At 65.2% G+C, this 15,603-nt stretch carries 11 protein-coding genes; 6 read left to right on the top strand and 5 right to left on the bottom strand.

Annotated elements, in window-relative coordinates:
* Positions 1–6 precede the first annotated feature (6 nt).
* Positions 7–1,188, bottom strand: coding sequence for an NO-inducible flavohemoprotein (gene hmpA, locus J5M67_RS02790; protein ID WP_207883085.1), 1,182 nt, complete (start codon positions 1,186–1,188; stop codon positions 7–9).
* Positions 1,189–1,358: 170 nt separating this feature from the next.
* On the opposite strand from hmpA, the gene norR reads away from it, so the two are divergent.
* Both norR and queD read left to right on the top strand, forming a co-directional pair.
* Positions 1,359–2,915 (top strand): nitric oxide reductase transcriptional regulator NorR, encoded by a 1,557-nt coding sequence (norR, locus tag J5M67_RS02785; protein WP_207883084.1) that lies wholly within the window; start codon positions 1,359–1,361, stop codon positions 2,913–2,915.
* 107 nt (positions 2,916–3,022) lie between these two features.
* Positions 3,023–3,379, top strand: a complete 357-nt coding sequence (gene queD, locus J5M67_RS02780; RefSeq protein ID WP_017516521.1) for a 6-carboxytetrahydropterin synthase QueD — start codon at positions 3,023–3,025, stop codon at positions 3,377–3,379.
* A gap of 188 nt (positions 3,380–3,567) precedes the next feature.
* On the opposite strand, the gene J5M67_RS02775 is transcribed toward queD, so the two are convergent.
* Complete coding sequence (locus J5M67_RS02775) at positions 3,568–4,938, bottom strand: DUF1329 domain-containing protein (RefSeq protein ID WP_207883082.1); 1,371 nt, start codon at positions 4,936–4,938, stop codon at positions 3,568–3,570.
* Between the two features lie 13 nt (positions 4,939–4,951).
* On the bottom strand, positions 4,952–6,901 hold the full coding sequence (locus J5M67_RS02770; RefSeq protein WP_243434464.1) for a DUF1302 domain-containing protein: 1,950 nt from the start codon (positions 6,899–6,901) through the stop codon (positions 4,952–4,954).
* 858 nt (positions 6,902–7,759) lie between these two features.
* Here J5M67_RS02770 and J5M67_RS02765 point away from each other — a divergent pair.
* Positions 7,760–10,690 carry an MHYT domain-containing protein gene (locus J5M67_RS02765; RefSeq protein ID WP_207883078.1) on the top strand — a complete coding sequence of 977 codons (2,931 nt, stop codon included), beginning with the start codon at positions 7,760–7,762 and terminating at the stop codon, positions 10,688–10,690.
* A gap of 13 nt (positions 10,691–10,703) precedes the next feature.
* A complete protein-coding gene (locus tag J5M67_RS02760; protein ID WP_207883076.1) occupies positions 10,704–11,720 on the top strand; it encodes a two-component system response regulator in 1,017 nt (338 codons plus the stop codon).
* Positions 11,721–11,884: 164 nt separating this feature from the next.
* On the opposite strand, the gene J5M67_RS02755 is transcribed toward J5M67_RS02760, so the two are convergent.
* Positions 11,885–12,358 carry a DUF3859 domain-containing protein gene (locus tag J5M67_RS02755; RefSeq protein WP_207883074.1) on the bottom strand — a complete coding sequence of 158 codons (474 nt, stop codon included), beginning with the start codon at positions 12,356–12,358 and terminating at the stop codon, positions 11,885–11,887.
* A 138-nt stretch (positions 12,359–12,496) separates the two neighbouring features.
* On the opposite strand from J5M67_RS02755, the gene J5M67_RS02750 reads away from it, so the two are divergent.
* Positions 12,497–13,363, top strand: coding sequence for a pirin family protein (locus tag J5M67_RS02750; protein WP_207883072.1), 867 nt, complete (start codon positions 12,497–12,499; stop codon positions 13,361–13,363).
* Positions 13,364–13,394: 31 nt separating this feature from the next.
* Positions 13,395–14,654 carry a sugar MFS transporter gene (locus J5M67_RS02745; protein WP_207883070.1) on the top strand — a complete coding sequence of 420 codons (1,260 nt, stop codon included), beginning with the start codon at positions 13,395–13,397 and terminating at the stop codon, positions 14,652–14,654.
* A 145-nt stretch (positions 14,655–14,799) separates the two neighbouring features.
* Here the strand turns inward: J5M67_RS02745 and J5M67_RS02740 are convergent, their stop codons facing one another.
* Positions 14,800–15,531, bottom strand: coding sequence for a dienelactone hydrolase family protein (locus tag J5M67_RS02740; protein ID WP_207883068.1), 732 nt, complete (start codon positions 15,529–15,531; stop codon positions 14,800–14,802).
* Positions 15,532–15,603: the final 72 nt, after the last annotated feature.

The following is a 15,603-nucleotide window of genomic DNA, read 5'->3' as shown; positions in this document are numbered from 1 at the left end:
TCAGCTTCAGGCCTCCAGCACGCTGGCCGGGCCGAAGAACTCGTAGTGAGTCTGTTGCTCGGGCACGCCGAGCTCGCGCAGATGGCGCTTCACCTGGGCCATGAAGGGCTTGGGCCCGAGGAAATAGGCGTCCAGGTCGCGGTTGGCCGGCAGCCACTGGCCCAGCAGGTCGCGACTGAGAAAGCCCTCGGCATGTGCCTCGTCCTGCTCGCGCGGTTCGCTGTAGCAGAAGTAATGCAGCAGGTGCGGATGGGCCTCGGACTGCGCTTCGATCCAGTCGCGGAAGGCATGCACGCCGCCATGACGGGCGCAGTGGATGAAGTGCACCTCGCGTCCAGCGTCCAGGGCCTGCTTGAGCATCGCCAGGGCCGGGGTAATGCCCACGCCGGCGGTGATCAGCGCCAGCGGCTTCTGGCCGTCGCGCAGGAAGAAGTCGCCGGCCGGCGGGAACAGGTCGATCTCGTCGCCCACCTTCATCTCGTCGTGCAGATGGTTGGATACCTTGCCTTCCGCCTCACGCTTGACGCTGATGCGGTACTCGCGGCCGTTGGGCGCATCGGAGAGCGAATAGGTGCGACGCAGCTCCTCGCCATCCAGCTCCAGGCGCAAGCCAATGTACTGGCCGGGCTGGAAGTCCAGCAGCGCGCCACCGTCCACTGGCTGGAAGTAGAAGGAGGTGATCTCTTCGCTCTCGACATCCTTGCGGGCAATGCGGAAGCGCCGCGCACCACGCCAGCCGCCGGGCTGCTCGGCGTTCTGCTGGTACACCGATTCCTCGGCGCCGATCAGGATGTCGGCCAGTTGGCCGTAGGCCGCGGCCCAGGCATCGATCACCGCCTGGGTGGCGATTTCCTCGCCGAGGACTTCGCGGATCGCCCGCAGCAGGCAGCTGCCGACGATCGGGTAGTGCTCCGGCAGGATCTGCAGGGCGGCATGCTTGTTGACGATCTTCGCCACCAGCGGGCCGAGCTGCTCCAGTTCGTCGATGTGGCGGGCGTACATCAGGACACCGTTGGCCAGAGCGCGGGGCTGGTCGCCGGACGCCTGGTGCGCCTGGTTGAACAGCGGACGTACTTCCGGGTATTCGCTCAGCATCATCTTGTAGAAGTGCTGGGTCAGCGCCTCGCCGCCGGTCTCCAGCAGCGGGACGGTGGCCTTGACCAGGGTACGGTGTTCGGTGGACAGCATCGGTATCTCCTCGGGTTGGCCAGTTAGAGAGTGGTCTGCCTGTGCTTTCTGTCAGATGCATTTCAGAAAACGTGCCAACCCTGCAGCCCAGTATTTTCGGGACCTTTGGAAATTAATGGGTCATAATGACCAGAACATTTATGAGTCAAAGTGACTACAGAGAAGTCAAAATGACCCGCAACCCCTTGCTGGCCACCCTGCTCCCGCTGGTCGCCGATCTCTCCCGCGAGCTGCCCGACAGCGAACGCTATCGGCGCCTGCTGGAGGCGCTGCGCCAACTGCTGCCGTGCGACGCCACCGCCCTGCTGCGCCTGGAAGGCGACCAGTTGGTGCCGCTGGCCGTCGACGGACTCAGCCCCGACACCCTCGGCCGCCGTTTCAGGATCAGCGAGCACCCACGCCTGCGCGCACTCCTCGAACACCCCGGCCCGACCCGTTTCGCCGCCGACTGCGGCCTGCCGGACCCGTACGATGGCCTGGTGGAGGGCCTGCATGGCCACCTGGAAGTGCACGACTGCCTGGGTTGCCCTCTGTTCCTCGACGAGCAGCCCTGGGGGCTGCTGACCCTCGACGCCCTCGACCCGGAGCGTTTCTCCGTCGCTGACCTGGACAACCTGGAAGCCTTCGCCAGCCTCGCCGCCGCCACGGTGAAGGCCAGCCAGCGCATGCTCGACCTCGCCCTGCGTGCCGAACACCAGCAGCAGCGCGCCGATGCCTACCAGCGCGCCTCCGGCGACCAGCCGCGGGAACTGATCGGCCAGAGCAAGGCGCACCAGGCGCTGATGAGCGAAATCCAGGTGGTGGCCAGCAGCGACCTGGGCGTGCTGATCACCGGCGAGACCGGCGTGGGCAAGGAGCTGGTGGCGCAGTCGATCCACGCCAACTCCCTGCGCCGCGAGCAACCGCTGGTCAGCCTGAACTGCGCGGCGCTGCCGGAAACCCTGGTGGAGAGCGAGCTGTTCGGCCATGTGCGCGGCGCCTTTTCCGGCGCGGTGGGCGAACGGCGGGGCAAGTTCGAGCTGGCTGACGGCGGCACCCTGTTCCTCGACGAGGTCGGCGAGCTGCCACTGGCGATCCAGGCCAAGCTGTTGCGCGTACTGCAGAGCGGGCAGCTGCAACGGGTGGGCTCGGACCGTGAACACCATGTCGACGTGCGCCTGATCGCCGCGACCAACCGCGACCTGGCCGAAGAAGTGCGCGCCGGCCGCTTCCGCGCCGACCTCTATCACCGTCTGAGCGTCTACCCGCTGCGGGTACCGCCCTTGCGCGAGCGCGGCAATGACGTCCTGCTACTGGCCGGTTACTTCCTCGAAGAGAACCGCCCGCGACTGGGCCTGCGCAGCCTGCGCCTGACCCGCGAGGCCCAGGCCGCCCTGCTCGACTACGGCTGGCCGGGCAATGTGCGCGAGCTGGAACATCTGATCGGCCGCGCCTCGCTCAAGGCGCTGGCGAACCATCCGCAGCGTTCGCGCATCCTCAGCCTGGGGCTGGACGATCTCGGGCTGGAGCAGCAGAAACCGCCCGCGCCCACTGCAGCTCCCCATACGGAGGCGCGCGCTGAAGCAGACGTAGAAGGCGAACTGCGCCCGGCGGTCGATGCCTTCCAGCGCCGCATGATCCATCAGAGCCTGGAACGCCACGACGGCAACTGGGCGGCGGTCGCCCGCGAGCTGGGGCTGGACCGGGCCAACCTCAACCGCCTGGCGAAGCGCCTGGCGATCCGCTGAGCCATTGGCCGGAACGTCCGGCCTGGGTCATGGGTTGGTGGTAGACTAAGTGCCCATTTTCCGGCCGGCCCGTCTCCGGGCCGGCGATCGTCATAGAGCACGCAATTTTGGAACTGTTCAAGGAATTCACCTTCGAATCCGCCCACCGCTTGCCCCACGTTCCCGCCGGGCACCAGTGCGGTCGCCTGCACGGCCACTCCTTCCGGGCCGCCATCTACATCGAGGGTGAAGTCGATCCGCATACCGGCTGGATTCGCGACTTCGCCGAGATCAAGCAGATCTTCAAGCCGATCTACGACCAGCTCGACCACAACTACCTGAACGACATTCCGGGGCTGGAAAACCCCACCAGCGAAAACCTCTGCCGCTGGATCTGGCAACAGCTCAAGCCGCTGCTGCCGGAGCTGTCCAAGGTACGCGTGCACGAGACCTGCACCAGCGGTTGCGAGTATCGCGGGGACTGAACTGCTGGCACGACGCCGAATGCGTAGGAGCGAGCTTGCTCGCGAAGGCACTCCACCGACAGGGTCAGGTGCTAAACAGATTCGCGAGCAAGCTCGCTCCTACGAAAAGCAAGCGCGTTCCGTGCGAGACGCAAAGTCACCCGGCAAAAAGCCAAAGGCCCCTTTCGGGGCCTTTGTCGTTTCCGCTCTCAGCGCGAGGCCTTGCGGCGCAATGCCGAGGGGCTGAAGTTGGAATCGTCCGGCGCCGCCTGGCTGAAGTCGGCGGTGCCGGGCTCTTCGTTGTCCAGCCACTGGATGCTGTAGCGATGGGCCTGGAGGTCGTGGAAGGTGTCCAGCGCCGTCCACACCATCGGCTGCTCGTAGAAGCTCTTCAGGTAGGCCTGGGATACGCGCCACAGCTCGCCACGGCCGTCGTACTGGTCCACCACGGCGGCGCCCCAGCTGTCCTCGTCGAGGTACAGGGTGCGGCGCGAGTAGATATGCCGCGCGCCGGGCTTCAGCTTGCCGTCCACCACCCAGACGCGGTGCAGCTCGTAGCGGGTGTACTTGGGATTGACGTGGCCGGGGGTGAGCAGGTCCTTGTACTTAACCTCGGGGCTGGTGACCTGGTAGTTGTTGTAGGGAATGTAGATTTCCTTCTTGCCCACCAGCGTCCAGTCGTAGCGGTCCGGCGCGCCGTTGTACATGTCGGTGTCGTCGGCAGTGCGCAGGCCATCGGAGTCTTCGATGGGGGTGTCGTAGGCCAGGGTCGGAGCACGGCGCACGCGGCGCTGGCCAGGGTTGTAGCCCCAGGCCTGGCGCGGCTCCTTGACCTGGTCGAGGGTCTCCTGCACCAGCGCGCCGTTGCCGGCCAGGCGCGCCGGCGCGGTGGTGAAGGTCATGTAGTAGAACAGCGTGTTGCCGAGCTTGTCGTAGCTGCCCTTGGGATCGTAGAAGCGGAACAGCGCCTCGTCCTGGCTGGTCACCAGCGAGTAGGCGCCGTTGCGCTGCACACCGGCCTGGGACGAGCGCCGCACGATATAGGTGCCGCGGTAGCGGGCGATGTGGTTCCACACCGCCTCCACGCCGTTCTGCGGGATGGGGAAAGGTACGCCGCCGTATGCGTCGGAGAAACCGTTGCCGCCCTCCACCAGCTTGGCGCTGGTGGCGTTCCTGAAGATGTTGTCGTAGACCCACTGCGGCGCGGAGCCCGTACGGTGGGTGGCGTAGACCGGCATCTGGAAGCTGTCCGGGTAGGCATTGAACAGCGCGATCTGCCCCGCCGTCAGGTTGGCCTTGTACTGGTCGAGGTTGGCCTTGGTAATGACGAACTGCGGCTTCTCCCCGGCGAAGGGATCGACATGGTGCGCGCCCGGCCCCTTGTAGCCGGCCGGTGCCGAAGTCAGTCCTCCCGTCCAGGCCGGGATGGTGCCGGCGGCGTTGCCGGCCTTCTCCGCACCCATCGGGGTCAGGCTGCTCTTGAGTTTGGCCGCCTGGTCAGCCGAAACCGCCGCGCGGGCGTCGGTCACGGCCAGTGCCGCCAGGGTCGCAAGGACGATCAGGGAACTCTTCTTGTACATGGTTCTCTCCGGATCAGAACGAGTATTTCGCGGTGACCGAGACGTTGTCCCGGTCGCGCATGGAGTTGCTGGAGCCGGCGCCGTAGTAGCTGGTGTACTGGGTGCCGACCTCGAAGGTGTTCAGGTAGCTGGCGTCGATACCCAGGGTGTAGGCCTTGCGCCCCTCGATGAAGTTGCCGGTACGGTCGGAGTTGCCGCTGAAGTCCTCCTGGTAGACGACGTAGGGCGCGAGCTTCACCCCAGCGTAGACATCGTTCCAGCTGCCGGTGAGCAGCAGGGTGTAGCCGTAGCTGTCGCGATCGATCTGCACGTCGTCGTCGGCGCCGCCGACGTACGCCTTGTCCTGGGCGCCGACGAACTTGCGCTCGCTGCCGTCCCAGGCGGTGTATTTCAGGCTGCTACCACGGATGTGCTCGGAGGCCACCTCGGCGACGCCGGTCATGGAGTCGAAGGACAGGTGCGGGCCGAAGTTGTAGATGGTCGACAGCGAGATGTTGTAGGTCTCGGCGCGCTCGTAGTTCTCGAACAGCTCGCCCCGGCACAGCTGTTTGCCGGCCACCGGTGCACAGGCCTGGCTGGCCGGGACGCTGTCGTCGTACAGGTTGGTCTTGCCGAGCACACCCTGGGTCAACAGGTCGCCGAGCAGGTCATCGGTGGCGGAGATGCTGATCGGCATGTTCGGCCGGTAGGCAATCTCGCCGGACACCGAGGCATCGCCCAGAGTGGTATTGAAGCTGAAGCCATACATGCGGATGTCTTCCACATAGTCGCGACGGGCTTCAGCATTGCTGGCCATGTCTAGGGTCGACAGCCCCGGCACCGCCTCGCCCAGCCCCAGCGGCCCGAGCAGCGAGTTCAGCGCCGCCACGTCTACGCCCTGGTAGTCGCGCAGGTCGACGGCGATCTGCGGCTCCTTGGAGTGGTAGTTGACGAAGTAGAAGCCGAACTCGGTGGAGTTCAGTTCCTCGGCGATATAGCGGAAGGCCACGCCGAACTGGCCGTCGTCACGGGCATCGATATCCTTGCCGACGTTGGCGACCTTGAAGGTACCGGTGTTCGGGTCGAGGAAGGCGTTCGGGCCGTGCGGGCCGTTGCCCAGCAGGCCGAGGGAAGCCACGGTCGGGTAGCCGGCCAGCAGCTCCTTGATCTGAGGGTTGTCCTCGGTGGTATAGGCGGTATTGCCGCCGTCGCTGAACAGGTCGGTGTCGGAGAAGTAGGTGCCCACCGAGTCCAGACGGGTTTCCTTCCACTTCCACTGGTAGAAGGTCTCCATGGACAGGTCCTCGGTCAGGCCGAAGTTGAGACTCAGCGCCTCGGTCGGCACCAGCACTTCCTTGAGTTCCGAGCCCGGCAGGTGGAAGCGCGCGGCATCCACCGGGTTGATGGTATTCACCCCGCCCCGGTAGAACACGCCCTCCCCCCAGTTCAGCACCTGGCGGCCGACGCGGCCGGTGAGCGGGTGATCGGCGACATCCCAGCTGCCGGAGAGGTAGGCATCCAGCAACTCGGCCTTGCGCCCGGCGATGTGCCGCGTGTCTTCGGTGAAGTGATCGTCCTGGGGATACGACTGGCTGGGCCGCACCACGCCATCGGTGGTGTCGTAGTAGTCGTTGCGCTTGTCCATGATCTGCGTGTCGTAGTACGCGGTGCCACGCATGAACAGGCCGTAGTTCTGATACTTGGCCGAGAGGTCCGAAGTGAGCTTGAACACCTGGGAGACCAACCCGGTATCGAAGTTGCGGTTGCCGTCGTCGGCGTTGATGTCCGAGATGTTGCTCTTGTCGCGCCCCTGCACGCGCCACATCGCGCCATAGGACAGGGTGCTGTCCAGGGAACCGGTGACCTCGTTGTCCGCCAGCTTGAACTCCAGCGCCTGAGCCGAGCCTGCGACCAGCAGCGGCAAGAGTCCCATCAGCGCGCCTGCACGCCGGGGCGCCCAGAAAATGGACGAACGTCCCCCCATCCGACTGTTCATAGACAGCATTACCTCCTTGACCGCCAAGATTTATTGCCCGGTCGTTGCGACCGGTGCTGTTTTTATTCGTCTCTCGGCTGCTGATCGCCCGGCTCCTGCCGGACCACCACGCAGTAACTCGCCTGCTGGAGCGCTTGCGGGCGCCCCCGATACCCCTGTCGATTCTGACTGCACGCTCAATTTGGCACTATCGTGCAGGCAAAGTAACAAACTGTGTCCCGCCTGCCAATCCGAAGGACGCAATCCAGGTTTTTTCGTAGGCGAGGAAAAGTCCGACCTGTTGGCGGCCATAGCTCGCCTGACGCGGTCGCGTGGCTCTGACCGCGCCCCCACGAGAGAACCTGGGGTCATGCTCGCACCCGACAAATCGCCCGAGCGGCATGGCACACCCCATGGAGCGACAGGAACTGTCGCTAACGGATAAGCAAGGGGGTGAGGTCAATGTGCTATCATTCGCCACCTGAGCGCTTTCCCATGAACAGCCAGCAACTCTCCATGGACGGCGTACCCCTCCAGGGCCGGCCTTGAGCCGCCAGACGCCAGATGACGGCGTCAGCCCCCGCACAACTCCGCCCGACTGCCTGCCCCGGCGCCCATGCTGTCCATTACCCGATTCGTGTTTCCTATGTTTGCCATCCATCGCTGCATCGCTCTCACGACCAACTGCGAAGATCGGGCTCCGCGTACCCGCCAGGAATACACGACGGGTCCAATACCCCCCTGATACTCATCCCGGTGGCTCTGTCGCCCGCTCATTCCCGAGCACGGCGCCACGCCCCCACGGCTCTTTGAAACCCCAGACATGATGAAAGCGCATCGAATTGCACGGACGAACAAGGTAAACCCATGGAAGGAATGAGCAGCTTCTTCATCGACTCTGCGCATCACGCCTCTTTCGTACACGGAACGTACGACCCCGGCCTGGTGCTCCTGTCGCTTTTCGTGTCGATTTTCTCGTCCACGATGGCGCTGCAATCGGCACAGATCGCCCGCAAGACCCGGAGTCCCCTCTATCGCCATACCGCGATCGGCACCGGCGCGATTGCCCTGGGTGGCGGCATCTGGACCATGCACTTCATCGGCATGCTGGCGTTCGAGTTGCCAACTCACGTGCATTACCTGACGGGAGTCACGCTGTTCTCGTTCGTGCCGGCCTGCGTTGCCTCCTGGTTCGCCCTGCACAGGTTGGTTCAACACAACGTCAGCTTGTCGCAGCTGGTCATCAGCGGCGTGATCGTCGGCTCGGGCATCGGCGCCATGCACTACACCGGCATGGCGGCCATGCAGACGCCCTTGCAGATGCGCTACGAGCCGGTGATGTTCTCACTGTCCATCGCGGTCGCCGTCAGCCTGGCAATCCTGGCGCTGTGGATTCGCTACGGCATACAGCAGACGCGACTCGGCCGCCTGCAGCGCTTCTATGTCAGCGGTATCGTCATGGGGCTGGCCATCGCGGGCATGCACTACACCGGCATGGCCGCCGTACGCTTCATTGGCGAAACCGGCGTTGCCGACAATGGCCTGATGCTCAATACCACCTTCGCCTCCCTCGGGCTTTCCTCCTTCACCATCACCGTCACCGTGATGGTGGCAGCGCTCAACGGGCTGATCCGCTCCCGTGAGCTGTACGTGGAGGCGGATGAAAACCGGTCAAGACTGCGCGCCACACTCGACACCGCGATCGACGGCATCATCACCATCGACAGCAAAGGGATGATCCGGGCGTTCAACCCGGCGGCGGAACGGCTGTTCGGCTGGAGCGCAGAGGAAGTCGTCGGACGCAATATCAAGATGCTGATGCCCGAGCCACACCACTCCAGTCATGACGGCTATCTGCACAACTACCTGACCTCGGGGCAGCCCAGGATCATCGGGACCAGCCGCGAGATCATGGGCCGCTGCAAGAACGGCAACCTGGTGCCGGTGCGCCTGGCCGTCGGCCGCGTCGAGCTGCCCGGCGAGCTGCTGTTCGTCGGCTTCGTCACCGACATCAGCGAACGCCATGCCCTGGAGGCGTCGCTGCGCGAGGCGGCCGAACGTGCCGAACAGGCCACGGCGGCAAAAAGCAGTTTCCTGGCAAACATGAGCCATGAAATCCGCACCCCGATGAACTCCATCATCGGCTTCACCGAACTGCTGCTGCAGTCCGACCTCGCGCCCGGCCAACGCAATCACCTCAACACCATCCGACAGTCTTCACGCTCGTTGCTGCGGCTGCTCAACGACATCCTGGACACGACCAAGATGGAAAAGGGCCAACTGGAGCTGGAACAGACCGTGTTCTCGCTCAAGGCCCTGGCCATGCAGGTCGAGTCGTCGCTGCGACTGGGCGCGCTGGCCAAGAACCTGACCTTGACGACGCACTACGCAACGGGCATGCCCGAGCACTTCCGGGCAGACCCGCTGCGCCTGCTGCAGATCCTGACCAACCTCATCGGCAATGCCATCAAGTTCACCGAACAGGGCGGCGTGGACGTCCTCTTCGCACAGAAGGAAGGGCTGGTCCATGTGCAGGTGCGCGACAGCGGCATCGGCATGACGCCCCAGCAGATCGAGTCCATCTTCTCGCCCTTCACCCAGGCCGATGCCTCCATCAGCCGGCGCTTCGGTGGTACCGGCCTGGGTACGACCATCGCGCGGCAACTCGCCGAACTCATGGGTGGCCGCATCGACGTCGAGAGCGAACCGGGGCGCGGCAGTACCTTCCATGTGTGGCTTCCGTTGGCAGTAGCGCCCGCGCCGGCCGCCTCGCCGGCCGACCCGATCTACACCAGCACCCTGCCACCGCTGCGCATTCTCGTCGCCGACGACGTGCCGCAGAACCTGGAGCTGCTGACACTGACGCTGCAGAACCATGGCCATTCGGTCACGGTGGCGCACGATGGCGCCGAAGCCGTGGAAATCCTGAGGACCGGCGATTTCGACGTGGCGCTGATGGACGTCCATATGCCCATCACCGACGGGCTGCAGGCCACCCGCCTGATCCGTCAGCATGAGCGCATGACCGGGCTGCCACGCATGCCCGTCATTGCCCTGACGGCCAGCGTCATGGCGGAAGACCGCCGGGCGGCCCTGCTGGCAGGCATGGATGGCTTCGCCATCAAGCCACTGGATGTTCCTCGCTTGTTCGAGGAGATCGCCATGGTCCTGGATCTCCAGAATCGGCCCGCACCTTCCGCCACGGCCCAGGCCCTCTCCCCGGCAGCCATCGACTGGGAACGCGGGGCGGTACTCTGGGGCCAGGAAAGCCGGCTGGTCAGCGCCCTGGAACAAATGCTGGATTCGGCGTCGAAAAAATACCTGGTACTCGCCACCGATGCCCGCGAGATCGATTGGGAAGAAGCCGGATTCAACCTGCACAGCCTTCGTGGCGTGGCCGGCAACCTTGCCCTGCCCGTGGTAGCCGAACTGGCCGGTAACCTGGAGGCCATGGTGAAGGCGGGGCGCACCGATGAAGCACGCGCACTGCTGCCGCAATTGCGCGCCAGCCTCGAGGCGGTCCGTGAGGAGCTCTCCAGGCGCCGCAGCGCCAGCAGCCCCGCAATGGCAGCGCCAGCCGAAGACCTGTTGCAGTCCATGCACCGGCTGCGTGAACTCCTTGCGCACAACGAACTGGATGACGAAATCCTGGAGAGCGTCTGCAACGGCCTGGAAACCAGCCTGCAACGCACCCATGCCCAGACCTTGCGCTCGACGACGGACGCCTTCGAGTTTCAGCAGGCCCATGCCCTGGTGCAACGGCTGATCAGCGAACACAGCATTCCGGGCGAGCCGTGAGCAGGACGACACCATGAACCATTTTCAACTGACCGACCCGCGCCCGACCCTGTTGCTGGTCGATGACGAGCCCACCAACCTGCATGTGCTGCGCCATACCCTGCAAGGCGACTACCGCCTGCTCTTCGCCAAGAACGGTCAGACGGCGCTGGAGCTGGCACGATCGGATCGCCCGGACCTGATCCTGCTGGACATCATGATGCCGGCCATGTCCGGCTACGAGGTCTGCCAGACCTTGAAGCAGGACCCGCATACGGCCGCGATTCCGGTGATCTTCGTGACCGCGCTGGCGGAAGCGGACAACGAGCATCAAGGCCTGGAACTGGGAGCGGTCGACTACATCACCAAGCCCTTCAACCCGCACATCGTCCGGGCCCGCGTGCGCACCCACCTGTCCCTGGTGCAGGCGCATGAACTGCAGGAAACCCGGCTGAAGATCGTCCAGTGCCTGGGGGCCGCCGCCGAATACAAGGACAACGAAACGGGCCTGCACGTCATCCGCATGAGCAACTACTCGAAGATCATCGCCCTGGCCGCCGGCTACAGCGAGCGCGCCGCCGATGACCTTCTGCACGCGGCGCCCATGCACGACGTGGGCAAGATCGGCATACCCGACGCTATCCTGCGCAAATCGAGCCGGCTGACGCCCGAGGAATGGGCGGTGATGCGCCAACACACCGAGATCGGCGCCAGGATCATCGGCAACCACGCCTCCGGCATGCTGAAAATGGCGGCGAACATCGCGCTGAACCACCACGAAAAATGGGACGGCAGCGGCTATCCGAACGGAATTGCCGGGGACGATATCCCCCACGCGGCCCGCATCGTGGCGATCGCCGATGTGTTCGATGCACTGACCAGTGTCCGTCCCTACAAGACGGCGTGGTCGGTGGAAGACGCCGTTGCCCACATCCGCAGCGAGAGCGGCAGGCATTTCGATCCGGAACTGGTGGAGATTTTCGCCGCTTGCCTGCCGCAGATCCTGCAAGTCCGGGCGCAATGGATGGACTCCGAGGCCGTGCCCGCTTAACGCCGGCTACACGGAGGCCCGTACTGTTCCTGTCGGCGAGCCCGACCGCATATCGGTCAGGGCTGGAAGCAGGCCAGAAAAAACGCCGCGACTCCCATGGAGCGCGGCGTATTTCTAAGGTGTACAGCGTCACGGGCAACCGACGGGCTTTCACCCAACCGGACTTACTCGACGGTGAAGGTCTTCTCCGCCAGCAGGCGATCGCCCTGGAACACCATGAAGCGCCATTGTCCCTGCACCACTTCGTGGTTCTCGGTGAACTGGTAGGCCATCACGTCGGTCGGCGCGCCGACCACCAGCTTCTGCACCACTTCCAGCTTGTCGTGGCGCTGGCCGTCCGGGGTGACCACGCCGGGGGTGAAGTACAGCAGGGTCAGCGGAGCGTCGCCTTCCTGCTTGCCGCTGAGCTGGTAACGCAGGCCGAACTTGGTGCCCAGCTTGGCCGGAACGCGAGTCGTGGCCTCGAGCTTTTCCTGGCTGCTGGTCAGCACGCGCTCGCCGGGCTGGTAATCCTTGTAATTGCTGACGAAGACGCCGTACTCGACCGGGCCGGTGACTCGCACTTCGGCAAAGGCAGAGGTGGCGAAGGCGGAAGCCAGGGTGAGGGCCAGGGCCGCTGGCAGGCGGGAAATGGACATGTCGCGCTCCTTGTTGGGGACCGCGCGAGGCTATGACATCGGCGTGACAGGCTGATGACAGGCAGCGTGCCGACGCGAATCGGGTCGGGGCGGCGGCAAGCGTCTATCATGCCCAGATCAGACCTGTTGGAAACGTCCATGAGCGACTCCCTGCTAAGCATCCGCCCACGCGCCGAAGACGTCGAAGGCGTTCCCATCCTGCGCCCCCTACCCTCCGCGCAATGCCGCAGCGTCGGCCCCTTCGTGTTCTTCGACCACATGCTCGAAAGCACCTTCGCCCCCGAGCACGGCATGGACATCCGCCAGCATCCGCATATCGGCCTGTCCACCCTCACCTACCTGTTCGAGGGCCAGGTGCAGCACAAGGACAGCCTGGGCTCGGACCAGCTGGTGCTGCCCGGAGACGTCAGCTGGATGACCGCCGGACGCGGCGTCGCCCACGTCGAACGCACGCCGGAAACCCTGCGCCACAACGGCTCGCGCCTGCACGGCCTGCAGGTCTGGCTGGCGTTGCCGCGCGAGCAGGAAGGCTGCGAGCCCAGCTACAGCCACCACCCCGCCGCCAGCCTGCCGGAAAGCGAGGCCCTGGGCGTGCGCATCCGCATGATCGCGGGCACGGGTTTCTGCCTCGAATCTCCGGTCCCGGTGCTCTCGCCGACGCTCTATGCGGAACTTGCCCTCAGCGCCGGCGCCACCCTGGCGATTCCCGACGAGCATCCGCAACGCGCACTGTACCTGCTCGACGGCGACGCCCTGCTCGACGATGAGCCGCTGCCGCTGCACGCACTGCTGGTGCTGCCCGAAGGCGCCACCTTCACCCTCTCCGCCTGCACCGACTGCCGCGCGGTGATCATCGGCGGCGCGCCGCTGGACGGGCCGCGACGGATGAACTGGAACTTCGTCGCCAGCGACCCGGCGCTGATCGACAACGCCCGCGCACGCTGGTCCGCCCGCGACTGGCCGACGGTGCCGGGCGAGTCGGAGCGCATCGAACTGCCGCGCTGAGCGCGGCCCCTCCCCGCCCAAGGAGTCCGCGATGGACCAATCGCACGCCAATCGCCATACCAGCGCCCTGACCGTGCTGACCCTGCTGTTCTTCATGTGGGGCCTGATCACCTCACTCAACGACATCCTCGTGCCGCACCTCAAGGCAGTCTTCACCCTGTCCTACGTGGAGGCGTCGCTGATCCAGTTCTGCTTCTTCGGTGCCTACTTCATCATGTCCTTCCCCTCCGGTCGGCTGGTGGAGAAGGTCGGCTACAAGAGCGGGATCATCGTCGGCCTGGCCACCGCCGGGATCGGTTGCCTGCTGTTCTACCCGGCAGCGAGCGCGCAGTCCTATCCCTTCTTCCTCGCCGCGCTGTTCATCCTCGCCTCCGGTATCACCCTGCTGCAGGTCGCGGCCAACCCCTACGTGAACGTGCTCGGCCCGGCGACCACCGCCGCCAGCCGCCTCAACCTGACCCAGGCGTTCAACTCCCTGGGCACCACGGTCGGGCCGCTGGTGGGGTCGGTGACCATCCTTGCCATCGGTGCCGGCGCGGCCTCGCAGATCGGCGGCTCCGCCGCCAGCGAGGCCGACTCGGTGAAGACGCCGTACCTGGTACTGGCCGGGCTGCTGTTCGCCATCGCCGTGCTGATCGCCCTGTTCCGCCTACCGAAGATCCACCACGGCGAGCCCAGCGACGGCGCCGCAGCGGGCCGGCATTCGCTGTTCGCCCATCGCCACCTGATCTTCGGGGTGATCGCGATCTTCGCCTACGTCGGCGCCGAAGTTTCCATCGGCAGCTACCTGGTCAGCCTGATGGGCCAGCCGGACATCGCCGGGCTGTCCCCTGAACATGCCGGCAAGTACCTGTCGTTCTACTGGGGCGGCGCGATGGTCGGCCGCTTCATCGGCAGCGCCCTGATGCGCGCCATTCCGGCCAACCGCATGCTGGCCTGCAATGCCCTGGTCATCACCCTGCTGATCGCCGTGGCGCTAAGCGTCGGCGGGCACGTGGCGATGTGGTCGCTGATCCTGATCGGGCTGTTCAACTCGATCATGTTCCCGACCATTTTCTCCCTCGCCCTGGAGGGCCTGGGCAACCTCACCAGCAAGGGCTCCGGCCTGCTCTGCATGGCCATCGTCGGGGGGGCCGTGATGCCGCTGGTGCAGGCCTTCTTCGCCGACCGCATCGGCCTGCTGCACTCCTTCGCCATCCCGCTGCTGTGCTACCTGTACATCGTCTGGTTCGGCGCCAAAGGCTACCGTGCCGACGAGCCCGCTGCGCAGCGTCCGGCCAACGCGCCCTGAGCAAGGTTTTTTGTAGGAGCGAGCTTGCTCGCGAACGACCTCCGCTGCGAGGCAGGGTTCGCGAGCAAGCTCGCTACAGAGAGAAGAGCAAACAAAAACGCCGCGCCTCCAATAGAGGCGCGGCGTTCTTGCTCATAGGGGGACTTCAGCCGCCGAAGCGCTCGTCCAGCAGGTCGAACATCGCGGCGAAGGCGCGGCGCGCCACCTTGGCGTCGTACTGCATCTTGCCCGGAATCTGCGCGTGCGGGTCGGTGAAGGAATGTGCGGCGCCGCCGTAGCTGGTCAGTGCCCAGTCGACCTTGGCATCGATCATCTCCCGGGCGAACTCGGTCAGCTGCTCACGCGGCACGAAGGGATCGATGGCGCCATCGAGGACCAGCACCGAGCCCTTGATGTTCTTCGCATCGGCCGGGTTCGGCGTATCCAGGGTGCCGTGGAAGGACACGGCAGCCGCCAGTGGCGCGCCATCGCGGGCCAGCTCCAGGGCGCAACAGCCGCCGAAGCAGAAGCCGAAGGTCGCCAGCCGGCTGGTGTCCAGCGGAGCCTTGCCGGCCTGTTCCAGCAGCGTGGCGAGCGAAAGCTGCATGCGTTTGCGCAGCAGCGCGCGGTCGTCCTTGAGCGGCATCATCGCAGCAGCGGCCTGTTCCGTGTCGTTGGGACGGACATCCTTGCCATAGAGGTCCGCCACCAGCACCACGTAGCCGCGCTCGGCGACCTTGCGGGCGATATCCACGGCGCCCTGGCTGACGCCCATCCAGTTCGGCGCCATCAGCAGGCCGGGGCGCTGCGCGTTGCTGGCAGTGTCGAATACCAACTGGCCTTCGAAGGAGACGCCGTCCTGGCTGTAGGCGACCGGTTGCACGCTGATCTGGCTCATTGGGTAATCCCCTTTTTGCTTGTCGGTTGGGTGGAGCGGATAAAGAAAGCACAAAGCCCGCCGAAGCGGGCT

Source organism: Pseudomonas sp. 30_B, from assembly GCF_017491605.1.
GTDB lineage: Bacteria > Pseudomonadota > Gammaproteobacteria > Pseudomonadales > Pseudomonadaceae > Pseudomonas.
This window is presented reverse-complemented; position numbering and strand designations above follow the sequence as displayed.